This is a genomic window from Streptomyces sp. NPDC088706 (assembly GCF_044752765.1).
Taxonomy (GTDB): domain Bacteria; phylum Actinomycetota; class Actinomycetes; order Streptomycetales; family Streptomycetaceae; genus Streptomyces.
Genome location: NZ_JBIVLW010000003.1, coordinates 747,277 through 771,678, shown reverse-complemented (window position 1 = coordinate 771,678; position 24,402 = coordinate 747,277). Strand labels below are relative to the sequence as shown.

Annotated in this window: 16 protein-coding genes, 1 tRNA gene and 1 riboswitch; of the genes, 7 read left to right on the top strand and 10 right to left on the bottom strand. The window is 73.1% G+C overall.

Going from position 1 to position 24,402, the window contains the following annotated elements; genetic code table 11:
- Positions 1–461 precede the first annotated feature (461 nt).
- Positions 462–1,019 (bottom strand): MarR family transcriptional regulator, encoded by a 558-nt coding sequence (locus ACIQAK_RS12960; protein WP_366392262.1) that lies wholly within the window; start codon positions 1,017–1,019, stop codon positions 462–464.
- 148 nt (positions 1,020–1,167) lie between these two features.
- Between ACIQAK_RS12960 and ACIQAK_RS12955 the strand changes: the two genes are divergently transcribed.
- Entirely contained in the window at positions 1,168–2,517 is a 1,350-nt protein-coding gene (locus ACIQAK_RS12955) for an MFS transporter (RefSeq protein WP_366392265.1), read from the top strand.
- A 75-nt stretch (positions 2,518–2,592) separates the two neighbouring features.
- Here the strand turns inward: ACIQAK_RS12955 and ACIQAK_RS12950 are convergent, their stop codons facing one another.
- Both ACIQAK_RS12950 and ACIQAK_RS12945 read right to left on the bottom strand, forming a co-directional pair.
- Entirely contained in the window at positions 2,593–4,311 is a 1,719-nt protein-coding gene (locus tag ACIQAK_RS12950) for a SpoIIE family protein phosphatase (RefSeq protein WP_366392261.1), read from the bottom strand.
- A 193-nt stretch (positions 4,312–4,504) separates the two neighbouring features.
- The gene (locus ACIQAK_RS12945; RefSeq protein WP_366392260.1) at positions 4,505–5,971 is read right to left on the bottom strand and encodes an NAD(P)/FAD-dependent oxidoreductase; all 1,467 of its coding nucleotides are present in this window, start codon (positions 5,969–5,971) and stop codon (positions 4,505–4,507) included.
- Positions 5,972–6,313: 342 nt separating this feature from the next.
- On the opposite strand from ACIQAK_RS12945, the gene ACIQAK_RS12940 reads away from it, so the two are divergent.
- Entirely contained in the window at positions 6,314–7,228 is a 915-nt protein-coding gene (locus ACIQAK_RS12940) for a TetR/AcrR family transcriptional regulator (RefSeq protein ID WP_401847985.1), read from the top strand.
- A 389-nt stretch (positions 7,229–7,617) separates the two neighbouring features.
- Positions 7,618–9,666: a sigma-70 family RNA polymerase sigma factor gene (locus ACIQAK_RS12935; protein WP_366392258.1), complete on the top strand. Its 2,049-nt coding sequence runs from the start codon at positions 7,618–7,620 to the stop codon at positions 9,664–9,666.
- Positions 9,667–9,705: 39 nt separating this feature from the next.
- On the opposite strand, the gene ACIQAK_RS12930 is transcribed toward ACIQAK_RS12935, so the two are convergent.
- Entirely contained in the window at positions 9,706–11,817 is a 2,112-nt protein-coding gene (locus tag ACIQAK_RS12930) for an asparagine synthase-related protein (RefSeq protein ID WP_366392257.1), read from the bottom strand.
- An 868-nt stretch (positions 11,818–12,685) separates the two neighbouring features.
- Here ACIQAK_RS12930 and ACIQAK_RS12925 point away from each other — a divergent pair.
- The 4 genes from ACIQAK_RS12925 to ACIQAK_RS12910 all read left to right on the top strand — a co-directional run bounded on the left by ACIQAK_RS12925 (position 12,686) and on the right by ACIQAK_RS12910 (position 18,367).
- Positions 12,686–14,278, top strand: a complete 1,593-nt coding sequence (locus ACIQAK_RS12925; protein ID WP_366392256.1) for a sporulation protein — start codon at positions 12,686–12,688, stop codon at positions 14,276–14,278.
- Positions 14,279–14,567: 289 nt separating this feature from the next.
- Positions 14,568–15,824: an L-2-hydroxyglutarate oxidase gene (gene lhgO / locus ACIQAK_RS12920; RefSeq protein ID WP_366392255.1), complete on the top strand. Its 1,257-nt coding sequence runs from the start codon at positions 14,568–14,570 to the stop codon at positions 15,822–15,824.
- The gene (gene trmB / locus ACIQAK_RS12915) at positions 15,817–16,704 is read left to right on the top strand and encodes a tRNA (guanosine(46)-N7)-methyltransferase TrmB (protein WP_366392254.1); all 888 of its coding nucleotides are present in this window, start codon (positions 15,817–15,819) and stop codon (positions 16,702–16,704) included. Before lhgO ends, trmB begins: the two co-directional genes overlap by 8 nt.
- Before the next feature lie 118 nt (positions 16,705–16,822).
- Entirely contained in the window at positions 16,823–18,367 is a 1,545-nt protein-coding gene (locus tag ACIQAK_RS12910) for a PrsW family intramembrane metalloprotease (RefSeq protein WP_366392253.1), read from the top strand.
- A gap of 29 nt (positions 18,368–18,396) precedes the next feature.
- Here the strand turns inward: ACIQAK_RS12910 and ACIQAK_RS12905 are convergent, their stop codons facing one another.
- From ACIQAK_RS12905 to ACIQAK_RS12880, 6 genes are all read right to left on the bottom strand, one after another.
- Entirely contained in the window at positions 18,397–19,356 is a 960-nt protein-coding gene (locus ACIQAK_RS12905) for an aldo/keto reductase (RefSeq protein ID WP_366392252.1), read from the bottom strand.
- A gap of 248 nt (positions 19,357–19,604) precedes the next feature.
- Complete coding sequence (locus ACIQAK_RS12900; protein ID WP_366392251.1) at positions 19,605–20,648, bottom strand: M23 family metallopeptidase; 1,044 nt, start codon at positions 20,646–20,648, stop codon at positions 19,605–19,607.
- An 11-nt stretch (positions 20,649–20,659) separates the two neighbouring features.
- A riboswitch (cyclic di-AMP (ydaO/yuaA leader) is annotated at positions 20,660–20,812 on the bottom strand.
- Positions 20,813–21,021: 209 nt separating this feature from the next.
- The gene (locus ACIQAK_RS12895) at positions 21,022–22,194 is read right to left on the bottom strand and encodes a PP2C family protein-serine/threonine phosphatase (protein ID WP_366392250.1); all 1,173 of its coding nucleotides are present in this window, start codon (positions 22,192–22,194) and stop codon (positions 21,022–21,024) included.
- 212 nt (positions 22,195–22,406) lie between these two features.
- On the bottom strand, positions 22,407–23,297 hold the full coding sequence (locus ACIQAK_RS12890; RefSeq protein WP_366392249.1) for a MerR family transcriptional regulator: 891 nt from the start codon (positions 23,295–23,297) through the stop codon (positions 22,407–22,409).
- A 114-nt stretch (positions 23,298–23,411) separates the two neighbouring features.
- Positions 23,412–23,485: transfer RNA gene (locus ACIQAK_RS12885), tRNA-Met, on the bottom strand.
- 167 nt (positions 23,486–23,652) lie between these two features.
- Positions 23,653–23,922 carry a hypothetical protein gene (locus ACIQAK_RS12880; protein WP_366392248.1) on the bottom strand — a complete coding sequence of 90 codons (270 nt, stop codon included), beginning with the start codon at positions 23,920–23,922 and terminating at the stop codon, positions 23,653–23,655.
- Between the last annotated feature and the right edge of the window lie 480 nt (positions 23,923–24,402).

Here is a 24,402-nt window from a genome sequence, read left to right as displayed (position 1 = left end):
GTCCCGTTTCACCGGGGCCCTCCGGGCGCTTCCCTTCGTTCTTGCGTTTCCGACTCTATCAGACTCTTTCCTGTCCGATTCCCGGTCGAAGCGGGTCAAGCGGTCCTGCTGTTTTTCGCTTTCCGGGTTCTTCGCTTTCGCGTTTTCCCTTTCCGGCGAGTCCGACTCTATCAGATCCTTTCGGGCCTGACCCCCAGTCAGCGGGGCTTGTCTTCCCGGCTGTTCGGCCGTTCCGACGCTCAAACTCTAGCGGATTCTCCCGGCGGCTCATAATCGGGCCTTCGAAATGAATTCCGGCATGCCGAAATTATCCCGGGTGGGAGATCATGCTGAAGTTTGATTGCCGCGCAGTGCGGCGGGATTGGCTGTCGCAGAACCGTTCCGGCCCCGTGACAACTCGAAGAACCTTACGGATCGGGCGGGTCCGTGTCAACCCCGCCCCAGCCCCGCCGCCAGGGGCCTCAGTCCAGATCGGTGAGGCGGCCACCGGCGTCCGGCTGGGCGTGCTCCACCCGGCGCAGCAGGCGGACCAGCAGCTCGCCCAGGACGCCGCGCTCGTCGCTGGACAGGTCCTGGAGGAGGTCCTCCTCGAAGTCGGAGGCCATCCGCATGGCCTCCAGCCACTTCGTACGGCCGTCGTCGGTCAGCTCGACGATGACGCGGACCCGGTTGTTCTCGTCGCGGTCCCGGGTGACCAGGCCCTCGCCGGCCATCCGGTCGATGCGGTGGGTCATGGCGGCCGGGGTGAGGCCGAGGCGCTTCGCCAGTTCGCCCGGGCCGAGGCGGTAGGGGGCGCCCGAGAGGACGAGGGTCTTGAGGACCTCCCACTCCGCGTTGCTGATGCCGAGGGCGGCGACCTGTCTTCCGTACGCGACGTTCATCCGGCGGTTCAGCCGGCCCAGTGCGGAGACGACCTGTTCGACCTGGGGGTCGAGGTCGCCGAACTCGCGCTGGTAGGCGGCGATCTGTTCGTCGAGGCTCGGCTCGTGGGGGCCGGGCTCCTCGGGGCTCTCGGACATGGCGGGCAGTATGGCACGCCTTCACCACCCTTGAAGTCCTTCAGTCTGTAGTTTTCACCTTCTAACTTTAGTGTTAAAGTCTTCGAGTCTGATTCGTTCGGGACCTCTGAGTCCCTAGACCTCGGGGTAGGTGAGTGTGACCAGGGAGATGGGCGCAGCGCTGCGGCGGATCCAGTTGGGCAGCGCGCTGAGCGCGTTCGGGCTCGGGTTCACCGTTCCGTATCTGTACGTCTACGTGGCGCAGGTGCGGGATCTTGGCGCCGGTACGGCGGGAGTCGTGCTGGCGGTCTTCGCCATGGCGGCGCTGGCCGTTCTGCCGTTCACCGGGCGGGCCATCGACCGGCGGGGTCCGCTGCCCGTGCTGGTGGTGGCTTCCGGCCTCGCCGCCGTGGGCGCCGCGGCCCTGGGGTACGCGAGCAGCGTGCCGGCCGCCGTGCTGTCAGCCGCGGTCCTCGGTGCGGGCACCGCCGTCATGCAGCCCGCCCTGGCCACGATGCTCGTCTGGTGTTCCGGCACCGCCTCCCGGACGCGCGCCTTCGCCATGCAGTTCTTCCTGCAGAACCTGGGCCTCGGGCTCGGCGGACTGGTCGGCGGGCAGCTCGTGGACGTGAGCCGTCCGGCCAGCTTCACCCTGCTGTTCCTGATCGAGGCCGTGATGTTCGTGGTCCTCGGTGTCGTCGCGGTGAGCGTGCGGATGCCCCGTACCGCTTCGCTCGGTGACGCCCGGCCGAAGGACGGCTCCGCCGCTGAGGGCGGCGGGATGCGGGCGCTGCTCTCGCACCGGGCCATGGTCCAGCTGTGTGTGCTGGGCTTCGTGCTCTTCTTCGCCTGTTACGGGCAGTTCGAGTCCGGCCTCGCCGCGTACGGCACCGAGGCTGCCGGGATCCAGCCGTCGGCACTCGGCTTCGCGCTGGCCGCCAACACCGCGGTCATCGTCGTCGCGCAGTTCGTCGTGCTGCGGCTCGTGGAGCGTCGGCGGCGCAGCCGGGTCATCGCCGCCGTCGGCCTCATCTGGGCCTTCGCGTGGATCGTGGCGGGGTACGCGGGGCTCGGGCACGGCAGCCAGACCATGGCGACGGCCGCGTTCATCTCGACGTACGCGCTGTTCGGGCTGGGTGAGGCGATGCTGTCGCCGACCGTGGCCCCGCTGGTCGCCGATCTGGCGCCGGAGTCGATGGTCGGGCAGTACAACTCGGCCTTCGCGCTGTGCAAGCAGCTCGCGCTCGCGGTCGGTCCCGCCGTCGGCGGGCCGATGGGGGCGGCACTGCACGGCCCGTACATCGTGACGTTCGTACTGTTCTCGCTGGGCATCACGGTGCTCGCGCTACGGCTGGGGCGCCGGCTCACCCCCGTACAGGACCAGCCTTCGCCGGGACACGTGCCTTCGCGGGTGGTGGCGGTGTCGCTGCCCGAGGGCGAGCAGAGCGGTGCGGATGCGGCCGACCGGGCCGTGACGGTCACCGCGCCCGCGGCCGCGTCCGCCACCGCGGGTCGCTGAGCCGGCCCCCCGGGTCGGAGAGCCCCGTCCCCTGCGGCGAGGCCGGGGCCCCGGGTGGCAGCGCCCAGTCCTGTGTCAGCGGGGCAGGGCGAACTCGCACCAGACCGCCTTGCCGCCGCCGGGGGTGCGGCGGCTGCCCCATGAGGTGGCGACCGACGCGATGATCTCGATGCCGCGTCCCGCCTCGTCCGCCGGTTCGGCTTGGCGGCGGCGCGGCAGGTGGTCGTCGCCGTCGGTCACCTCGATGATCAGCCGCCGGTCGGTGCGGCGCAGGCCCAGGCGCATCGGCGGGGTGCCGTGCTGGAGCGAGTTGGCGACCAGCTCGCTGGCGGCGAGGACGCCGAGGTCGCGGAGCTCGACCGGGAAGCGCCAGGAGGTGAGGACTCCGGTGGCGAAGGCGCGGGCGCGCGGGGTGGCCTCGATGCCGCCGAGGAGGTCGAGCGCGGCGTTGTGGAACAGCTCCGCGTTCGGTCCCGTGCGGGCGGGGTGCTGGACCACCAGGACCGCCACGTCGTCGTCGTGTTCGGCGGTCACCCCCAGGGAGCGGATCAGCCGGTCGCAGACCACCTGCGGGGAGCCCTTGGCGCCGGAGAGGGCGCGGGCGAGGGAAGCGACGCCCTCGTCGATGTCCTCGCTACGGCGCTCGACCAGTCCGTCGGTGTAGAGGACCGCGGTGGAGCCGGGCGGCAGCCCGATCGTGCCCGAGGTGTGGATCCAGCCACCGGTGCCGAGCGGGGGCCCCGTGGGGTCGGCGGCCCGCCGGACCGTGCCGTCCTCGTCGCGGACGAGGATCGGGAGGTGGCCGGCGGAGGCGTAGACGAGCCGTCCCTCGTCGGGGTCGTGGACCGCGTAGACGCAGGTGGCGATCTGGCTGGCGTCGATCTCGGAGGCGAGGCCGTCCAGCAGCTGGATCACCTCGTGCGGCGGGAGGTCGAGGCGGGCGTAGGCGCGGACCGCGGTGCGCAGCTGGCCCATCACGGCGGCGGCGCGGACGCCGCGGCCCATCACGTCACCGATCACCAGGGCGGTGCGGCCGGCGCCGAGAGTGATGACGTCGTACCAGTCGCCGCCGACGGCCGCGTCGGTGCCGCCGGGCTGGTAGGTGGCGGCGATACGGAGGTCGTCGGGCTGCTCCAGCTCCTGCGGCAGCAGGGAGCGCTGGAGGGTGACGGCCGTCTCGCGGTGGCGGCGCTCGCTGGTGCGCAGGCGCTCGGCGGCTTCCGCGTGGTCGGTGACGTCGGCCGCGTGGACGAGGACGCCGCCCTCCCCCCTGTTCTCCTCGTTCTCCTTCCCGTCACCCGTGGCCCCCACGCTGCCCCAGGCGGCGACCGGGGTGCAGGTCACGGTGTACGAGCCGCCCTCGGCGGTCCTGCGGGACTTGACCGTACGGGCGGTGCCGCTGCGCAGGACCTGGTCCAGCAGGGGCAGCACGCTCAGCTCGGCGAGCTCGGGCAGGGCCTCGGCGGCGGGCGCGCCGGCCGGGCGGGGGCCGAACGCGGTCTCGTACGCCTCGTTGACGTAGGCGACGCGGTGGTCCGGACCGTGCAGCAGGGCGATGGCGGCGGGGAGCCGGCCGAGGATCTCCCGGGCCGAGAGGTCGTCCAGGGCAGGCTGGGGGGCGGTCGGCGCGGAAGCGGTGTCGGGTGGTGCCGGAGGCGCGCCGTCCGGCAGGGTGGCAGCGGCCTGCGCCTGGGCGTACTCGGCTCGGGCGGCGGGCACGGGACTACGGTCGTCCCGCGCGGCGGCTCGGCGCTGCGTTCCGGGAAGGCGGGCGCTCCAACGCGTGAAGTTCACGGTATTTCTGGCCTCGTGTGTCGGTTCGGTGCGTCGCTGCTGGTCACTGTTGGTCACTGCCGGCCGGGTCACTCTGTGCAGGTGTGGGCCCACCTATGGTCACACGTCCAGTGTGACCGACCGTACTGACAGTTGCCGTCCGGTGGCCGTCCGGACGGGGTCCGAACGGCGTACGGCGGCGGTCAGGCCGTGGTCAGCGGGAGGTCCGGGGCGGCAGGCCGCCCGGCGGGTCCTCGGGCCTCTCGTCGGTGTCGGGACGCGGCAGGGTGCCGGGGCGCTGCGGAGCGACCGAGCCACCACCGGCCGCCAGTTCGAACTCGGCTCGTGGGTGTTCGAGCGAGCCGAGGGAGACGATCTCCCGTTTGAAGAGTCCGGCCAGGGTCCATTCGGCAAGGACGCGCGCCTTCCGGTTGAACGTCGGCACCCGGCTGAGGTGGTACATACGGTGCATCAGCCAGGCGGGGTAGCCCTTGAGCCTGCGACCGTAGACGTGGGCGACGCCTTTGTGCAGGCCCAGGGAGGCGACGGATCCCGCGTTCTTGTGCCGGTACTCCGTGAGCGGGCGCCCTTCGACCGCGGCGAGCACGTTGTCGGCGAGGACCTTGGCCTGGCGGACGGCGTGCTGGGCGTTGGGGGCGGTCTCCCGGCCCGGTTCGGCGGCGCTGAGGTCGGGGACGGCGGCTGCGTCGCCTGCGGCCCAGGCGTGCGGCATTCCCTCGACGCCGAGGGTGGCGGTACAGCGGAGCCTGCCGCGTTCGGTGAGGGGCAGGTCGGTGGCGGCCAGGAGCGGCGCCGGTTTGACGCCCGCGGTCCACACGAGCGTGCGGGTGGGGAACCGGGAGCCGTCGCTCAGGACGGCGACGCGGTCCTCGCAGGTGTCCAGGCGGGTTTCGAGGCGTACGTCGATACCGCGGCCGCGCAGCTCTCCGACGGCGTACCTGCCCATGGCCTCGCCGACCTCGGGGAGGATGCGTTCGGAGGCTTCGACCAGGATCCATCTCAGGTCCGAGGCCTTGATGTTGTGGTAGTACCGCGCGGTGTAGCGGGCCATGTCCTCCAGCTCGGCGAGCGCTTCCACGCCCGCGTAGCCGCCGCCGACGAAGACGAAGGTGAGTGCGGCGTCACGGATCGCGGGGTCGCGGGTGGCGGACGCGATGTCCATCTGCTCGATGACGTGGTTGCGCAGCCCGATGGCCTCCTCGACGGTCTTGAACCCGATGCCGAAATCGGCGAGGCCGGGGACGGGGAGGGTGCGCGAGACGGATCCGGGGGCGATGACGATCTCGTCGTACCCGATCTCCAGGGCACCGGTGCCGTCCTCCGCCGTGGCCAGGGTGGTGACGGTCGCGGTCCGCTTGGCGTGGTCGACGCGTTCGGCCTCACCGATGACGATCGTGCAGTGGTTCAGGACGCGGCGCAGCGGCACGACCACGTGGCGGGGCGAGATCGAGCCGGCGGCCGCCTCGGGGAGGAAGGGCTGGTACGTCATGTACGGCTCGGGGGTGACGACCACGATCTCGGCGTCCCCGCTCTTGAGTCTCTGCTTCAACTGCCGTTGGAGACGCAGCGCCGTGTACATCCCGACGTAGCCGCCGCCGACGACGAGAATGCGCACACCTGGCCGGGTGCCGGGGGTCGTCCCCCGGGAATCTGGAGCCATCACCACCCCATGACGCAACGGAGTCGGCGGTTTGTCCACAGGCCCGGCAAATTGTGTGACCGGAGGGCCCGGCGGGCCGGTGCCCTCCGGTCCGGCGGACCGTACGGAAGGCGCGCAGGTCAGGCGCCATGTGTGGGGCAAGTGGGCGGTGGTGGGCAGGGGATCGGCGTGCTCCTGCTCCGACCGGGGGGCTCGCCATGCGGAACTACCCCCTTCTGAATTGACGCGGGCTCAACTATGTTCGTAACCCGTCGGGAGTCGGGTGCGGATTTCGTTGTGCTCGCTCCCCGACCGACAAGGCGGGGAAGTCTCCGGGGGGAGACGTCATAACCGGGGGAAGTTATGCATATTCAGGATTCGCATGGGCAGTCCACGCGCTCGCACACGTCCAAGGACCACGGACGCCTGGGCTCCGTGGGAGCGCTCGGCGTCATGAGCTCGGCCGACGCGGTGCGTTCCGCGGCGGCGGTGAGCGCGGCGGCGATCGGAGCGGCCGTGGTGGGACCGGCCTCGGCCGGACCCACCGTGAACGCGTCGTCGCCCACCGCGGGCGTTCCGCGTTCGGCTCCGCTGCGCGTCGACGCGCAGCGCAATCTGGAGCACGTCCTGCGGGCGGCGCGTGAGGTGTTCGGGGAGCTGGGGTACGGCGCTCCCATGGAGGACGTGGCACGCCGCGCCCGGGTCGGGGTGGGCACCGTCTATCGGCGCTTCCCCAGCAAGGACGTGCTGGTGCGGCGGATAGCCGAGGAGGAGACCTCCCGGCTGACCGAGCAGGCGCGTACGGCTCTGGGGCAGGAGGAGGAGCCCTGGTCGGCGCTCTCCCGCTTCCTGCGGACCTCGGTGGCATCGGGCGCGGGCCGGCTGCTGCCGCCGCAGGTGCTGAGGGTCGGGGTCGACGCGGAGGAGCCGGGAGCCGCGGTGCCGGGGGACGCGGGCGACGAGGCCCGTGTTCCGCAGCAGCGGCAGGGCGTGGTCCAGGCCGACTTCCGCGTCATCGGGCAGCGCACCGGGGGTGAGGACGGGCTCGACGGGCTCGCCGCGGACGCGGGCGCGGCCGAGTTGCTGGAGGTCGTGGGCCGGCTGGTGGACCGGGCGAGGGAGTCGGGCGAGCTGCGCGGCGATGTGACGGTGGCCGACGTGCTGCTGGTCATCGCCACGGCCGCTCCGTCCCTGCCGGACGCCGCCCAGCAGGCGGCCGCCTCGGCCCGGTTGCTGGACATCCTGCTGGAGGGTCTGCGGTCCCGGCCCGCCGTCTGACGTCGTCGTGCGGCGCCTGAGGTCGTGCGGTGCCCGACGCCCGGTGCCTGACGTCGTGCGGTGCCTGGCGTCGTGGCGTGCGGTGCCTGGTGCCCGGTGCTTGGCGTCGTGGCGTGCGGTGCCTGCTCGCCCGCCCGGCCGCCCGCTCGTGATGCGGGCGGCCGAGCGGGCCGTCGGCACTCCCGTCGGCACTGCGTCGGCGAACAGGTGAACGGGTGCCGGTCGGCGAAACAGCAGGGATTCATTCCCCGAAAGAGGGTCCTCCAGTACTCACATTCGAGAAGACGCCCCGGATGAGTGGTTGCCAGCAGTGAGGGTCCAGCGCGATTGAGCCATGTGGCAGTCTTGGCCGATATTCGGGTCCGAGGGTGTATACGGGGGCTTCCGCGATGAGCGGTAACGAGCAGCAGGAAGAGCCGCTCGACGAGATCGCTGCGGCGGCCGGGGACACGAAGGCCGACAGGCACACGAAGGCCGACGGGGACACGAAGGCCGATGGGATGCCGTCCGGGCAGGTGCCGGCCCAGGCGGGACGGGGTCCGGCGGACGATGAGGCCGGGGGTGGCACCGTACTGCCCGGCCCGTGGCCGGCCCTCGCCGAGGACGACGCCGCCGGTAAGGTCGGCGCGTACGCGGTGCCCGCGCAGCGTGAGGGCCGAGGCGGGTCCTCCGAAACCCGGTTGTCCGACGCCCAGTTGATCGAGGGCATGCGCGACGGGGACAACCTCGCTTACGAGGAGCTGTTCCGGCGCCACTCGGGCGCGGTCCGCCGGTACGCCCGCTCCTGCTGCCGGGACGGGCACACCGCCGATGACCTGACCGCCGAGGTGTTCGCACGTACCCTCCAGGCCGTACGGGGCGGGAAGGGGCCGCAGGAGGCCGTCCGGGCCTATCTGATGACCGCCGTACGCCATGTCGCCGCGGCCTGGACGAGGAGCGCGAAGCGGGAGCAGCTGGTCGACGACTTCGCGGTCTTCGCCGCGCAGGCATCCCGTACGTCGGAGCTCAACGACGACACCCTCGACCTCGGTGCCGATGTGCTGGCGATGCACGAGGCCGACCGGTCGATGGCCATGGAGGCGTTCCGGAGCCTGCCGGAGCGCTGGCAGGCGGTGCTCTGGCACACCACGGTGGAGGAGGAGTCCCCCAGCGAGGTCGCCCCGCTGTTCGGTCTGACCGCCAACGCCACCGCCGTGCTCGCCAGTCGGGCCCGCGAGGGGCTCAAGCAGGCGTATCTCCAGGCCCATGTGAGCCAGGCGCTCACCACCGGGAGCGACTGCGCGCAGTACGCCGACCGGCTCGGCGCCTACGCCCGGGGCGGGCTGCGGATGCGGGCGGAGCGCGGCCTGCGCAGGCACCTCGACGAGTGCGCGAAGTGCCGTTTGGCCGCAGGCGAGTTGGAGCAGGTCAACGCCGGGATCCCGGCGCTGCTGCCGATCGCGGTCATCGGCTGGTTCGCCGTCGGGTACTCGCTCAAGGCCGCCGGCGTCGTGGCGGGCGGTGCCGCGGGCGCCGCCGGGGCCGGAGCCGCCGCCGCGGCCACCGGATCGGGCACCGCCGGGGGGTCCTCGGCTGGCTCGGCCGGGGGTGCCGCGGCCTCGGAAGGGCTCGGCGCGCCCGCCAAGGCCGGGATCGCGGCCGCCGTGGCCGTGGCAGCCGCCGCCGGACTGGTGTGGGCGCTCGTCGGGGACGACCAGCCGAAGCCGGAGCCCAAGCCCGTGGCGAAGCCCCCGGCGGTGGCGCCCGCGGTTCCGTCGCCGGAGCCGCCCGCGCCGAAGCCCGGCCCGAAAGGTCCGGCCGCGCCCGCCCCCGTACCGCCCACGTCGCCCGAACCGGAGCAGGAGCAGGAGCCGGGGCCGCCCGGGCCGGCACCGGCCCCGCCGCCGAGCACCGACCCCGCACCCTCGCCCGAGCCGCCGGAGTCCGCGCCGCCCGCGCCCGGTCCGCCGACGCCCCCGCAGCCCACGCCGAGCCCGAAGCCGCCCCCGCCACCGCCCGCCCCGGCCGTCTACCAGTTCAACGAACTCGGGTACTCCTTGCTCGGCGACCACACCGAGCCGGAGGTGGTGCTGGGGCGGAGCAGCTGGATCTGGCAGCGTTCGAACGTGACGATCGCCGACCGGCGGTACGCGCACGGGGTGACCGTGCACGCCCGGTCCTCGGTGACCATCCAGCTGAACCGCCCTTGCACGCGCTATCAGGCGATGGTCGGCGTGGACGACCTGACGGCCGGGCTCGGGGCGGTCCGCTTCTCCGTCTTCGACGGGGACGGGGCGCGGCTGTGGCGCTCCCCCGTCCTGAAGGGCGGCGATCCCGCCGTCCCGGCCAGCGTCGGCCTGGGCGGCCGGTCCTCGATCCGGCTCGTGGTGGAGCCGGAGGGGCCGCTCGGCGGTGCGGCCCTGGCCGACTGGGCGGAGTCACGGATCAGCTGCGCCTGAGGCGCCGGCCCGAGCGATGAGGCGCGGGCCCGCTTCCCGTCAGGGCTGGAGGGTGCGCCGGGAGGGGACCACGCCGCCCGCCACCGCGCGCTGGCGCGGCGCCGCCGTGCCTGTCCAGCAGGTGCCCCGGCGGGACAGCAGCCGGCGCAGCCAGAGCTCGGTGGAGGCGAGCTCCGCCAGGCCGTCCAGCGGGAGCGGTTCGCCCTCGGAGGCGGCGCGCAGGGCTTTGCGGACGACGCGGGCCTCGACCAGGCCCGCGTCGGCGAGGAGCGGCGCGTCGAACAGGGCCATCAGGTCGGGCAGCGCGGTGCGCAGGCCGGTGCGGGTGACGGCTGTGGAGGTGGCCTGGGAGGGGGTGCCCCAGCCGGGCGGCAGGTCGTGGATGCCCGCCCCGCCGAGTACCCGGCGCAGGATCGCGGCCCGGGCGCCCGGCTGGACCCGGAGCGACTCGGGCAGTGCGCGGGCCGCCCGGACCACCTGGTTGTCGAGGAACGGGGCGTGCAAGCGCTGGCTGCGGATCTCGGCGGCCTGCTCCAGGATGCGGTGGTCGGCGGCGCTGCGGGCGAGGGCGGCCCGGGCCCGGGCCTCGCCGGGGCGCTGTACGGAGGTGGGCCGGATCGCCGCCTCCTGGAGGCGAACCGATACTTCCGCCAGCGCCTCTCCGGTCAGCCAGCGGGCCGCCGGCCCCGGGCGCGACCAGGCGAGGGCGGCCAGTGAGGCGTCGGCGGGGGTGGCGAGGTCGGGGGCGTACCGGTTGGCGTCCGGGAGGAGCCCGGCGGCGGTCTCCAGGCCGGTGCGGTACGACGTACGGGCCAGTCGGCGGGCGGCGCGGTAGAGCGTCAGCGGGACGAACAACGAGTGCGCCAAGGGGCCTTCGGCCTTGGTGAGGGCGGCGACGGGGCGCAGGAGGTGGCGTCTGCGCCGGTCCATCAGGAGGTCGGCGAGGCGGGCCGGGTGGGCGTCCAGGACCTGCCGGGCGCCGTGCCCCACCAGGTGGTCGGCGCTGCCCGCGGCGAGGCGGCGGCGGTGGCGTTCGGCGACGACGAGCGATGGGCCGGGTTCGTCGGTGAGCGCGCCCGTCCCCAACGAGGCGTAGGGCAGGGCCTCTTCGCCCGCCGCGACCACCACGTGGTGCAGGCGCGGGTTGGCGGCGATGGCGCGGGCCCGTTCCAGCTCGTCCTCGTGGCGCCGGGTGGTGAGGTCGTTGAAGGTGACGGCGAGCAGCCGCTCCCCCGCCCCGGAGCCGTGGCCGAGGAGGGTGCCGGGCAGGCCGGGCAGCCCGGCGGCGAGCAGGGCGAGGGTGGCGGAGGCGCTGCCGCCGGAGAGGTCGGCGCCGATGCCGGCCACCGGGCCGCCCCGTGCCGCGCGCCGGTCGGCGGGCCCCATGCCGGGGACGGGCCCCGGGTCCTGCGGCAGGGTCTCCGGGGCGTGCCGGGGTGCCGTGAGCCGGGCGCGTACCGCCTCGACGAGCGCGTCGCGTACGCCCTCCACCGCGTGCACCGGGTCGACCTGGGGCGCGGCGACGGCGAGGGAGGCGACGGCCTCGTACCCGGTGATCTCCCGCGAGCCCTCCCGCAGGATGAGCGCGTGGCCCGGCGGGACCCGCTTCACACCGGCGTACGGCGTGCCGTCGCCGAGCGCCTCCGGCGTCTCCGGGCACGCGAGCAGGGCGGCGAGATGGCCGATGTCGAGCTGGGCCTCGATGAGGTCGGCCAGCGGGAGGGCTGCGGTGGCGTAGGCGGTGCCGTTGGCCCACGGGGTGTGGAAGACGGGCCGGGCGCCGGCCAGGTCACCGGCGACGGTGATGCGGCGGCCGATCTGGACGACGGCGGTGTAACTGCCGGGCCAGGCGGTGAGGTGGCGCATCGCCCCGCCGCGCGCGGCGAGCAGCCCGACGCGCAGCTGCTCGTCGGTGGCCCCGCAGCAGCCGAGGACGGCGAGGCGGGCGGTGGCGGCGCCTTCGGGCGTGGCGACGCCGATGATCCGGATCTCGTCGGGGCGCCAGTCGCCGACCGCCCAGAGCGGATCGGGGTCGCCCCACAGGAGTTGGGAGCCCACGGGATGGACCGTGCGCCCCTCACCGCCGTTGCCCACCGCACCGACGGTGCCGAAGCTCGCGGCGATACTGCTCCATCCCACCAACCAACGCATCGCCGCCTCCACAGGCTGTGGACAAGCGGCGCACTGTGCTGAACGCTTCGCCGCTGCGGGACATGCTGCCACGACAGGACCGCATCAGTGGGGGTACGGGCAGCGCACGCCGGAAGAGCATGCGCCCCTGGCAAAGGCCGCACACGGCCTTCTCCGCCACCTTCACCGCATCACCGACAACGGAAGTGCCGGTTCCGGGAGTTAGGAGTTGCCGCCGGCCTCACGTCCCCGGTACGGAGGCACACCGGACACGGAGACGGACCAGGAGCCACCGCGCCGGAAGAACGGTCGAAATCCGGCCATAGACGGACTGTGGGCCAGACCGTCACCGGACGGTCGCTATTCAGCCATTCTCGTGAGGCTCCGCCGCCCGCGCACACCCGTCCGCGCCCCCGCGGCGGACCCTGCCACGCACAGTCCGGGAGGTGGGCCTCACCTCCCGGACCGGTCCGCCGCCCGCGGGGAATGGAGCGGCGGTATCCCCCAGCCCACTGAGTCCAGTGCAGCGGGCCGACCCACGCGCCACCCAGCCAAGCCCCTCCCGTACGGGCCGGGCCAGAGCGCACGGCCGGGCGCACGGCCACACACCGGGAGCACGCCGCACTCCGGCCCGCGCACCCCGGAAGCGCGGACCCGGCCGCCCGCACGGACAACAATCCCGCCATACGGACGTCCGCCCCTTAACGGTAGGGATGGGGAGAACTACGCTGTGTTTACCGGTGTTCTCGACAGGGGGCATATTCCTCGGGGCTCGGCCACATGCGTGTGCAGGCGGAGTACGAGGGTTCGAACCTGGGGAGGCATCGGTACGAATGCCGCGCGCCGTCCTCGGTGACGCGGCGGCTGTCTGTGTGTCGAGGGGTGGCGCATGTCCAGGGAGCAACGCGGGCCGAACGAGAAGCTCGGCACGGTTCTCGCCCTCGCGGGAATCAGTAACGCCGGGCTCGCCCGGCGGGTCAACGACCTCGGAGCACAGCGCGGTCTGACACTTCGCTACGACAAGACCTCGGTGGCCCGGTGGGTCGCCAAGGGGATGGTGCCGCAGGGCGCGGCGCCGCATCTGATCGCGGCGGCGATCGGGGCCAAGCTCGGCCGGCCGGTCCCGCTGCACGAGATCGGCCTCGCCGACGCGGACCCCGCGCCGGAGGTCGGCCTCGCCTTCCCCCGGGACGTGGGCGAGGCGGTCAGGTCGGCGACCGAGCTGTACCGGCTGGATCTGGCCGGGCGCAGGGGCGGCGGCGGGATCTGGCAGTCGCTGGCCGGTTCGTTCGCGGTGAGCGCCTATGCGACCCCCGCGTCCCGCTGGCTGATAACCCCCGCCGATCCGTCGGTCGCCCGCGACCCGACGGCGGCACAGGCGGCGATCCTCGGCGCGCGGGGCGGCGGCCAGGACGGCCGTCCCGGCGCACCCGGTCCGCGCGGACCGCAGGGCGCGCCGGACGGCCGAGGCGCACACATCCCGCACACACCGCACAGCGGGCCGGGCGGCACCGGCTCCGTACCCGTGCAGCCCGGCCCGGAGGCCGTCGCGGACGCCTCGCCGCTGCGGGTGGGCCACAGCGATGTGATGAAGCTGCGCGAGGCGGCCCAGGACGCCCGGCGCTGGGACTCCAAGTACGGCGGCGGCGACTGGCGTTCCTCCATGGTCCCGGAGTGCTTACGCGTCGACGCGGCACCCCTGCTCCTCGGCTCGTACACCGACGAGGTGGGCCGGGCCCTGTTCGGCGCGTCGGCGGAGCTGACCCGGCTGGCGGGCTGGATGGCGTTCGACACCGGCCAGCAGGAGGCCGCCCAGCGCTACTACATCCAGGCCCTGCGGCTGGCCCGCGCCGCCGCCGACGTACCGCTCGGCGGCTACGTCCTCGCCTCCATGTCCCTCCAGGCGACCTACCGCGGCTTCGCCGACGAGGGCGTCGACCTCGCCCAGGCCGCCGTGGAGCGCAACCGGGGCCTCGCCACCGCCCGCACCATGAGCTTCTTCCGGCTGGTGGAGGCCCGCGCCCACGCGAAGGCCGGCGACGCACCGGCCGCGGGGGCCGCGCTCAAGGGCGCCGAGAGCTGGCTGGAGCGGTCCCGGGCGGGTGACGCCGACCCGTCCTGGCTCGGCTTCTACAGCTACGACCGGTTCGCCGCGGACGCCGCCGAGTGCTACCGCGACCTCAAGGCACCCCGCCAGGTGCGGCGCTTCACCGAGCAGGCGCTGTCCCGGCCGACCGACGAGTTCGTCCGCAGCCACGGACTGCGGCTCGTGGTCTCCGCCGTCGCCGAGCTGGAGTCGGGGAACCTGGACGCGGCCTGCGCGGCGGGCACCCGGGCGGTCGAGGTGGCCGGACGGATCTCCTCGGCCCGCACCACGGAGTACGTACGCGACCTGCTCCACCGGCTGGAACCGTACGGGGACGAGCCCCGCGTCGCCGAGCTGCGGGAGCGGGCCCGCCCGCTGCTGGTGACCCAGGTCTGAACCGACCCGTCCGAGCCGATCGCGTCCGAGCCGATGGCTTCCGAACCGACCCGTCCGAGCCGACAGCATCCGAGCCGACCGCTTCCGACCTACCCGTCCGAGCCGACAGTATCCAAGCCGACCGTTTCCGACCGACCCGTCCGAGCCGACAGCATCCGAGCCGACCGCCCGGAAGCCCGCCCGGCGGCGAGCGGACCCACTTCGCCCGAATGTGCGCCACGCCCTGCCCGGATCGGGTTTGAGCCCGTTGTCAGTGGGTCAGTGCACTATCGGGGTGGGAGGTGGCGTGATGATGACGCACGCGGCGTACGACTGCGATGTGCTGGTGATCGGCGGCGGGATCGTCGGTCTGTCGACCGCGTACGCGCTCACGCGGTCCGCTCCGGGCACCCGGGTGACGGTCCTGGAGAAGGAGCACGGCCCCGCGCGCCACCAGACCGGACGCAACAGCGGAGTGATCCACAGCGGTATCTACTACCGCCCCGGTTCGCTCAAGGCGCGGTACGCGCTGCGCGGCGCCGCCGAGCTGGCCGACTTCTGCGCCGAGCACTCCATCGCCCACGCCACCACCGGCAAGCTGATCGTCGCCACCGAGCGCTCCGAGCTGCCCCGGCTGCACAGCCTGGTCCAGCGCGGCCGCGAGCACGGACTGCCCGTGCGGGAGCTGGGCCCGGCGCAGATCGCGGAGTACGAGCCAGAGGTCCGGGGCCTCGCGGCGATCCGGGTCGGCACGACCGGCGTCTGCGACTTCACCGCCGTCGCCACCCGCTTCGCCACGGAGGTCACAGCCGCGGGCGGCGTCGTGCGGTACGGGGCGGAGGTCACCGCGATAGACCGGCGCCCCTGGGGCGTGGCGGTGCGGACGGCGGACGGCCTGGTCGTCCGCGCCCGGACCCTGGTCAACTGCGCGGGACTGCACTGCGACCGGGTGGCCCGGCTCGCGGGCGACGACCCGGGGGTGCGGATCGTGCCGTTCCGGGGCGAGTACTACGAGCTGGCCCGCCCCGAGCTGGTGCGCGGCCTGGTCTACCCGGTGCCGGACCCGGCCTTCCCCTTCCTCGGCGTCCACCTGACCCGGGGGTCCGACGGCTCCGTCCACGTCGGGCCGAACGCGGTCCCCGCCCTGGCCCGCGAGGGGTACGCCTGGCCGGTGGTGCGCCCCGCCGAACTGCTGTCCACGCTGAGCTGGCCGGGCACCTGGCGCATCGCCCGCAGACACTGGCGGTACGGGGCGGGCGAGGTGCGCCGCTCGCTCTCCAGGACCGCCTTCACCCGGGCCGTCCAGCGGCTGCTGCCCGCGGTCACCGAGGAGGACCTGCGCCCGTCGCCCGCCGGGGTCCGGGCGCAGGCGGTGCTGAAGGACGGCACCCTGGTCGACGACTTCCTGATCCGCGAGGCCCCGCACACCGTGCATGTGCTCAACGCGCCCTCGCCCGCCGCGACGGCGTCGCTGCCGATCGGGCGGGAGGTGGCGCGGCGGGCGTTGCGCCGGGCTCAGGAGACGGGGTGGAAGCCGCCCGCCGTAGAATCGGGGCATTGTGTCTGAGCAGCCCCTGAACCCCAGCACCGCGCCGGCCCCGCAAGCGGCAGCCGAGGCCGCCACCGTGACCGGCTCCGCGACCGGATCGACGGCCGCCGACGTCACGGCCGCCGAAGCAGCCGCGTTGCGCGCCGCCTCCTTCGAGCGCCAGCGCCGGCTGCGCCAGGAGCCCCGCTTCCCCGGCGGCCCCGCCGCCGACCCGGCCGGCTCGCACCACGAGCGCCGGATCCGCAGCTTCCAGCCGCGCCGCAGCCGGGTCACCACCGGCCAGCAGGACGCCCTGGAGCGGCTGTGGCCGAAGTGGGGCCTGGACATCGACGGCAAGCGCGTCCTGGACCTGGACCAGCTCTTCGACGGCCTGCCGGTCGTCCTGGAGATCGGGTTCGGCATGGGCGAGGCCACGGCGCGGATGGCGGCCGACGACCCGGGCACCGGCATCCTCGCCGTCGACGTCCACACCCCCGGCCAGGGCAACCTGCTGGGCCTCGCGGACCGGGCGGGCTCGACCAACGTACGGGTGGCCAACGGCGATGCGGTGATCCTGCTCCGCGAGATGCTGGCGCCCGCCTCTCTCGACGGCCTTCGGGTCTACTTCCCCGACCCGTGGCCCAAGGCGCGCCACCACAAGCGCCGGCTGATCCAGCCGGAGTTCCTGGACCTGGTGGCCCCGGTGCTGAAGCCCGGGGCGGTCGTCCACTGCGCGACGGACTGGGAGCCGTACGCGGAACAGATGCTGGACGTGCTGACCGCCCACCCCCGCTTCGAGAACACGGCAGCGGACGGTGGATACGCGCCGCGTCCGGCCTTCCGGCCGCTCACCCGCTTCGAGGGCCAGGGCCTGGACAAGGGCCACGTCGTCCACGACCTGCTGTTCGCCCGCATCTGACGCGCCGCCCGGAAGGGCCGCGTCCTGGCCGAACCGCGGGCTGTCCTGGCCGAACCGCGGGCTGTCCTGGCCGGATGCACTGTCGCCGGGTGTCCGTGCACCTCGTTAGGGTCGAGGGGTGTCCGACGGTTCCGTGCAGTACCAGCAGCGGCAGCCGGCGGTCCCGGTCCTCCACGAGCAGCGGCTCGACGAGGTGCTGGGCGCCGTGCCGGAGCACGGCCGGTGGAACTACCGGCCGCGCCGCGTCGGCACGGTGTGGCGCAGCAAGGTGTTCCGCATCGGGGCCGTGACCGTGGCGCTCGCGCTGTGCGGGCTGGTGATCCTCGCTCTCGTCCGCGAACAGACGGGCCCGGAGGGCTTCCTCGTCGGCCTCGGCCTGGCAGTGCTGCCGGTGCCGCTCCTGATGGCCGCCTTCCGCTGGCTCGACCGGGTCGAACCGGGCCCCTGGCGGAACCTGCTGTTCTCCTTCGCCTGGGGCGCGTGCGCCGCCGCGCTCGTTGCGATCATCGCCAACTCCTTCGCCGTGCGCTGGATAGCGACCGCCACCGCCGACCCGTCGAGCGCCGACACGCTGGGGGCGACGGTGATCGCCCCGGTCGTGGAGGAGAGCGCCAAGGCCGTCTCCGTCCTGCTGATCTTCATCTTCCGGAGACGGGAGTTCCGGGGCGTGGTCGACGGCATCGTGGTCGCCGGATTCACCGCCACGGGCTTCGCCTTCACCGAGAACATCCTCTATCTCGGCAACGCCTTCGGCGAGGACCAGCTGATGGGCAGTTCCGGGTTCGCCTCGGTGACGGCGGGGACGTTCTTCGTACGGATCGTGATGTCACCGTTCGCGCATCCGCTGTTCACGGTGCTGACCGGCCTCGGCTTCGGCTACGCGGCCATCAGCGGCCGCCACCACCAAGTCCGCCGCTTCGCCCTGCCGCTGCTCGGCCTGCTGCTCGCGATGGGCCTGCACGCCCTGTGGAACGGCTCGTCGGCCTTCGGCCCGTACGGCTTCTACGCGGTGTACGGGGCGGTGATGGTCCCGGCGTTCGCGCTGATGACCTGGCTGGCCGTCTGGTGGCGCCGGCGGGAGCTGCGTACGCTCGCCGCCGAACTGCCCGCGTACGCCTCGGCCGGCTGGCTGACCCCGGCCGAACCCCTGGCGCTCGCCTCCATGCGGACCCGGGGTGTCGCCCGCGACCTGGCCCGCCACTGGCACGGGAAGCGGGACCGGGCGCGGGGCCGGGCGGCGGCCCGTGCGGTCGCCGAGTACGAGTCGTTCGCCACCTCCCTGGCCGGCCTGCGCCGCCTCGCCCGCCATGACGCGGCGGGCCCGGACTTCGCCGAGCGGGAACGGGAGCTGCTCCACCACCTCTGGCAGCGCCGCACCATCGCGGGCCCGGCCCTCACCCACGCGGCCCGCATGACCGGCATCGGCCCGCGCCCGCGTCCGCGCCCGCCGATGCCGTACGGACACGGGTACGGGCAGGGCCAGTGGTACGGGTACGGGCAGGCGCAGGGTCACGGAACCGGGTACGGCACCCCGCCCCCGCAGCCCTCCCCGTACGGCCGGCACAGCGGGCCCGACGGATACGGGCACGGATACGGCTACGGGTACGGGTACGGCGGGCAGGGCGGACACCACCCCCACGACCCCACCCCGCCTCCCCCGTAGGGTGATTCAGGTGGTTCAGGTGGTCCGGCTCAGGCCGACGCCTCCGTGACCGACGCCTCCGTGAGTACCGCCAGCTCGTCCTCCGTCAGCTCCAGCTCCGCCACGGCGAGCAGCGCGGGAAGCTGCTCGACCGTGCGGGCCGAGGCGATCGGGGCCGCGACCGTCGGGCGGGCGGCGAGCCAGGCGAGGGCGACCGTGGCGATCTCGGCACCCCGTTCCGTGGCGACCTGGTCGAGGGCGGCGAGCACCGCCCGGCCCCGCTCCGACTCCAGGTGCTCGCCCGCCTTCGCGGAGCGGGCGCTCTCCACGTTCGCTCCCGGGCGGTACTTGCCGGTCAGGAAGCCGGAGGCCAGCGCGAAGTACGGGACGGCGGCGAGGCCGGCGCGGGCGGCTGTCTCCTGGAGCGGGCCCTCGTAGGTGGCGCGGGAGACCAGGTTGTAGTGCGGCTGGAGCGCCACGTACCGGGCGAGGCCCTCGCGTTCGGAGAAGTCCAGGGAGGCCTGGAGGCGCTCGGGGCTGATGTTGGAGGCGGCGATGTGGCGCACCTTGCCGTCCTTCACCAGCTGGTCGAGCGCGGTGATGATCTCTTCGACCGGCACGGTCTCGTCGTCGAAGTGCGTGTAGTAGAGATCGATGTGGCCGGTGCCGAGCCTGCGCAGCGACTGCTCGGCCGCGCCCTTGATGGTGGCGGCGGAGAGCCCCTTGTAGTCGGGGTGGGCGCCGACCTTGGTGGCCACGACGATGTCGGAGCGGTTGGAGCGCGAGGCGAGCCACTTGCCGATGACGGTCTCCGACTCACCGCCCTGGTTGCCCTCGATCCAGGCGGTGTAGGCGTCGGCGGTGTCGACGAAGTTGCCGCCGGCCGCCGCGTACGCGTCGAGGACGGCGAAGGACTGCTCCTCGTCGGCCGTCCAGCCGAAGACGTTGCCGCCGAGGGAGAGAGGGAAGACCTGGAGGTCGGAGCTGCCGAGAGTGCGCAGAGAAGTCATGTGTGTTCAACGGCGGCTGCGGAGCCGCGTATTCCGCGCCCCCGCGGCCGGTCCGCCGGACCGGTCCGACTCCCGCCACCGTCCCCGGACGGACCGGGCCCGCTTGCGCCACCCGCCCCCGGACGGACCGGCAGCCCTGACGTCGGGGGGTGAACGTCAGGGCTGCCGGGGTTTCGGAGCGGGTGGGTGGTGCGCCCGCGCGCCGGAGGGGCGCGGAGGGGCGCGGAGGGCTGCCGATTACGGCGGCCTCAGACGGACAGACCCTTGCTGTTCAGCCATGCCATCGGGTTCAGGGCCGAGCCGCCCGCCGTGTGGACCTCCAGGTGGAGGTGGACACCGGTCACGTTGCCGGTCGCGCCCATGCGGCCGATGGTCTCGCCGGTGCTGACCTTCTGGCCGACCGAGACGTCGATCGAGGACTGGTGGGCGTACCAGACCTCCGTGCCGTCCTCGAGCTGGAGGACCGTGCGGTAGCCGTACGAGCCGGACCAGCCGGCCGACGTGATCGTGCCGCTGTGCACGGCCTTGAGCGGCGCACCGGCCGCCCCGGCGAAGTCCAGGCCGGTGTGCTGACCGGAGGACCACATCGCGCCGGACTGACCGTAGGTCGAGGTGATCGTGTACGAGGAGGCGGGCAGCGTGTAACTGGCGCGGAGCTCGGCGAGGCGCTTTTCCTCGGCCTTCTTCTCCGCCGCTTCCTTCGCCGCCTTCTTCTCGGCGGCGACCTCGGCCTTGGCCTTGGCCTCCGCCTGGTCCTGCTGCTTCTTCGCGTCGGCGGCGGCAGTCTCGGCCGCGGCCTTCTCCTCGGCTGCCTTGGCCTCGGCGTCGGCGCTGGCCTGCTGCTGCTCGGCCTGCTGGAGGATGCGGGCGCGCAGGGCCTCGCCCGCGTCGGTGGTGCCCTGCTCGGCCTCGGCGTACGTGATGCCCGCGGTGGTGAGCGGTGCTGCGGTGACCGGTGCGGCCTCGGCGTCCCCGGACATGAAAGCGCCGACGCCGGGGAGGGACTTGGCGTCGGGGAGATTGTCCGCGAGGGAATCGGGAAGAGAGATGGAGACCGGCGGCTTGCTCTGGGCGGTGGCCATGCCACCCGCACCGACGGCCGCTATGACGCCGACCCCGAGGACGGTGGAGCTACGGGCGAGACCCCGCTGCTTGGCCACGCGGTGCTTGCCGCGCACGGGACGGATGGACTCCGCGGTGGGATTCCACTCCTCCCACGTCCGCTCCGGGCCACCGAACGTGTCGGCACTGAAGGGTGACGGGGCCTCAGGAGCAGGCTGATTGGACGCCACGTGGGCGCACTCCTTTCCTTCCTTCTCGCCTACCGGGTTAGCTGACGGGTTCGGAGCAGGAAGGTCTCCTACGGGCCCCTCCGCCTCTCACGAGACGCAGGCTCCCGATTCACCCCATGTAGGTGGTTCCCCGGTTCCCTTGCGGAATTCGGCGCTCGCGCACGGCGCCGTCCTGACGACGGCTGGGACGACCGCGCTGCGTTATCGAACGTTAATAGACAGACGGGCCCGATTCCAAGCTGTTCCTGTTGATCATTAACGCCTCCGACAGGGACCTATCCCCCACAAGCGGTCCGAATCGGGCGACTTGGCGGTCCATCGCCCACACCTCATTTTCTGATGGTGTGTCAACTGTTAAGCGGAGCGGTGTTCCTCAGTTACGCACGGTGTCATCGCCGCGGCCGACGATCTTCACCGTCGTCCGCCGCGGGGGCTGCCCCTCCGCGGGCCGGCTGACCGCGAGCAGCGCCAGGTCGTCCGTCGAACGGCCGCCGGTGTGCAGCCGTACGTCGTCGGTGAGCGCCGAGAGCAGCTCCTCGGGACCGGGGAAGATCCGGCCACGCAGCCGGGCCGCCGGGTCGTAGAAGGACCCGCTCGCGTCCCGGGCCTCGGAGAGACCGTCCGTGAAGGCGAGCAGCGTCGAACCGGCGGGCAGTTCCCACTCGTCGGCCCGGTCGGGCCACACACCCAGGTCCATTCCCAGCGGCAGCGCGGGCACGGACGGCGCGAGGACATCGAGGGACCCGTCCGCGTGCAGCAGGATCGGCTCGGGGTGGCCGCGGTTGACCAGCCGCAGCGAGGCCGAACCGGGCGGGATCTCGGCCAGCACGGCGGTGATGAACCCCTCCATGGCGTCCAGCCCGTACCGCCGCGTCCCCTCCCGCGCGAGCGCCCGCTCCAGCCGCTGCGCGACCCCCTCCAGCGACCGCTCCTGCTCGGCGGCCTCCCGGAACGCCCCGATGATCACCGCGACCGCCTCCACGGCGTCCAGCCCCTTGCCGCGTACGTCGCCGACGACCAGGCGCACGCCGTACGGGGTGTCCGCCACCGCGAACAGGTCCCCGCCGACGAACTCGTCCGCCTGGGCCGCCTCGTACCGCGCGGCCACCTGGAGCCCGCCGATCCGCTCCGCGGGCGTCGGCAGCACGGCCCGCATGGCCGTCTCCGCGATGACCCGCGCCGAGGCCAGCTGCTCGTTGCTGCGGCGCACGACCCCGTTGATGACGAGGGCCAGGGCCGCGGCGGTGAACACGGTGATCATCTCGATGACCGGGACGACCTGGGTGGACGTCCCGTCGAAGAGCCGCATCACGATGACGGAGAGGACCGAGGCCACGCCCGTACGGACCGTGCTGGCCAGCGAGAAGAAGGGCGCGGCGATCAGCGGCGCGGCCACGTACAGGGGAACGGCGGTGAAGTTGGGCGGCGCCAGGGCGTCGAAAACGAGCCCGCCGGCGATCACCAGCAGCGGCAGCAACCGGACGAACCGCCGGGTACCGGCGTTCCGGGCCACCACCGGCTTCCCGCGCCCCGTTGAGCCGGGCATGGCGCGCCCCGCAACGCCGAGGCTCCCCATCACGCGTGCGCGCCTCTTCTCCGCCATCCCCACCTGTGCGCTCCTGCCCGGTCCGGCCACGGCTGCGGACGGTACCGCGCCCCGTCCAGGCTTCCCGGCGCCGCGCCGTGCGGCGACCCGTCGTCGGCCAAATAGGGGGAAGCGGCGAGGAACCCCACGCACTCCGTGGCCGGTCCCCGTGGTCAGTCGGAGAGCCGGTGTTCCGCGTAGATCGTCAGTGCATCCCGTACGAAGGCGGCGGTGCCGTCCCCGTAGCGATCGTAGTTCTTTCCGTAGCGCGGATCAGCGACATACATCTCGCCGAGCCCGATCACGTACGAACGGCTGGGCGCCGAGCCCGGCGCATCGGAGGACACCCCGGACGATGCCGTGGACGACTTCTTGGACGACTGCCCGGGCGTCTGCCTGAGCGTCTCCCTGGGCGTCTGCCCGGGCGTCTCCCTGGGCGTCTGCTCGGGCGTCTGCCTGGGCGTCTGCCTGGGAGACGCCAGCCACGCGCAGTGCCGCCGGGCGATGTCCTGCGCCTGGTCACTGCCGGCGTCGAGTCCGGCCTCCCTGGCCCGGCCCCAGTCACACGCGATCGCTTCGTGCTCGTCCTGGAAGGCCTTCTTCTCCGCCTCCCCGAGCGAACGCCACCACCGGTCGCCCTCCTCGTACGCCTGGCGTCCCCAGCGCTCGGTCACCTCCCGCTCGTGGGCGGTGTGGTCGAAGCCGTCGAACATCTCATCGGCCATGAGTTCCATCCCCTCCTGCGTCTTGTGGAGAGTGGTCCGCACCGAGGCGATCTGCCTCCCGATACGCGCCTGCTCCTGCTCCAGCAACCGCAGGTGCGCCCGCAACGCCACCGCCGTGTCCCGCTGCCCGTCCAGCACGTCCTTGATGGCGGCCAGCGAGAGCCCGAGCCCCCGCAGCAGCAGGATGCGCTGCAGCCGGACGAGGGCGTCCTGGTCGTAGTAGCGGTAGCCGTTGCTCCCGACCCGGCTCGGCACGAGGAGACCGAGGTCCCCGTAGTGCCGGAGCGTGCGGCTCGTGGTGCCGGCTTTTCTGGCGATTTCCTGGATGGACCACTCCATGCCGGAAACGCTAGATCTTTACGCTGCGTCAAGGTCAAGCCGGAACATTCCTGTCCGGCCCTTCAGAAACGACTCAGACCCGGCACGCTGTGCGTGCCGGGCCTGGATCTTCAGTAGCGGGGACAGGATTTGAACCTGCGACCTCTGGGTTATGAGCCCAGCGAGCTACCGAGCTGCTCCACCCCGCGTCGGTAAACACCACTCTACGCCATCGCCGCCGCGCGCCCGACCACTTTTCCGGGCGGCCCGCCTGCGGCTCTTCACCCGGCCTTCCGCTCGGCCGCCCGCCACGCGAAGGGTCGGGCGGGCCGGGCAAGGAGTGCGCCCGCCCGCCGGCGAAGTGCACCGGGACGCTCTACAGCGATCGGAGGTGCTCCTCGCCCAGTTCCGTGATCCGCATGGCGTCGCCGCTCATCGAGCGATTCGCGTATCCGACACGGCGGGGACCGCTGAAGTGACCGTTCATGTCCCGCGTCGGTATGGCGTCGCCCAGTTTGTCGGTGATCCACGCCACTTCCGGACCCTGAAGGCCCTCCATGCCAAGATCCTTGGCCAGCTTGAGAGACCAGAGCAGCTTGTCCCGTTTGAGGTTGACGCGGCGGTACGGCACGACCTCGTCGATCACCGAAGGGACATGGTCGAGATCCGCGAACGCCGCCGGTACGGACGCCGAGCGCGGCTTCCTCTTGCCGCTCCCCCTCGCCCGGCGGAGCTCGCGTCCCGCCTGCCCCTACGGCCGCTACGGCCGCTACGGCCGCTACGGCCGCTACGGCCGCTACGGCCGCTACGAGAAGCATCGAACCTGTTCTCGATGACGTTCCTGGCCGCCTCCGGTACGTAGTACTCGTCCTTGGTCTCTCCCTCGTGGAGCCAACCGGCCCGCACGGCCTGGCCGAAGTCCCGGGAGAAATGCGTGGGGATGCGTTCACGCGCCCGCTGGAAGAGCCGCCGGATGTCCGCCTGGCTGAGCGACTCGCGCCCCTCCTTCTGGAGCAGGTAGGCAGCGAAGGCGGTGATCTTCTCGGGATGGGTCTTCGCGCCGGATAGCTCCAGCGCTTTGACGCGGGCCCTCGACGGGATGCGACCGGCGCCCCCCCTTCGAGCG

Excerpts from the sequence above, each read along its gene's own strand:
- ACIQAK_RS12960 (WP_366392262.1), bottom strand. The coding sequence starts at position 1,019 with ATGTCCGAGAGCCCCGAGGAGCCCGGCCCCCACGAGCCGAGCCTCGAC.
- ACIQAK_RS12955 (WP_366392265.1), top strand. The coding sequence starts at position 1,168 with ATGGGCGCAGCGCTGCGGCGGATCCAGTTGGGCAGCGCGCTGAGCGCG.
- ACIQAK_RS12945 (WP_366392260.1), bottom strand. The coding sequence starts at position 5,971 with ATGGCTCCAGATTCCCGGGGGACGACCCCCGGCACCCGGCCAGGTGTG.
- ACIQAK_RS12940 (WP_401847985.1), top strand. The coding sequence starts at position 6,314 with ATGCATATTCAGGATTCGCATGGGCAGTCCACGCGCTCGCACACGTCC.
- ACIQAK_RS12935 (WP_366392258.1), top strand. The coding sequence starts at position 7,618 with ATGAGCGGTAACGAGCAGCAGGAAGAGCCGCTCGACGAGATCGCTGCG.
- ACIQAK_RS12930 (WP_366392257.1), bottom strand. The coding sequence starts at position 11,817 with ATGCGTTGGTTGGTGGGATGGAGCAGTATCGCCGCGAGCTTCGGCACC.
- ACIQAK_RS12925 (WP_366392256.1), top strand. The coding sequence starts at position 12,686 with ATGTCCAGGGAGCAACGCGGGCCGAACGAGAAGCTCGGCACGGTTCTC.
- lhgO (WP_366392255.1), top strand. The coding sequence starts at position 14,568 with ATGATGACGCACGCGGCGTACGACTGCGATGTGCTGGTGATCGGCGGC.
- ACIQAK_RS12905 (WP_366392252.1), bottom strand. The coding sequence starts at position 19,356 with ATGACTTCTCTGCGCACTCTCGGCAGCTCCGACCTCCAGGTCTTCCCT.
- ACIQAK_RS12895 (WP_366392250.1), bottom strand. The coding sequence starts at position 22,194 with ATGCCCGGCTCAACGGGGCGCGGGAAGCCGGTGGTGGCCCGGAACGCC.
- ACIQAK_RS12890 (WP_366392249.1), bottom strand. The coding sequence starts at position 23,297 with ATGGAGTGGTCCATCCAGGAAATCGCCAGAAAAGCCGGCACCACGAGC.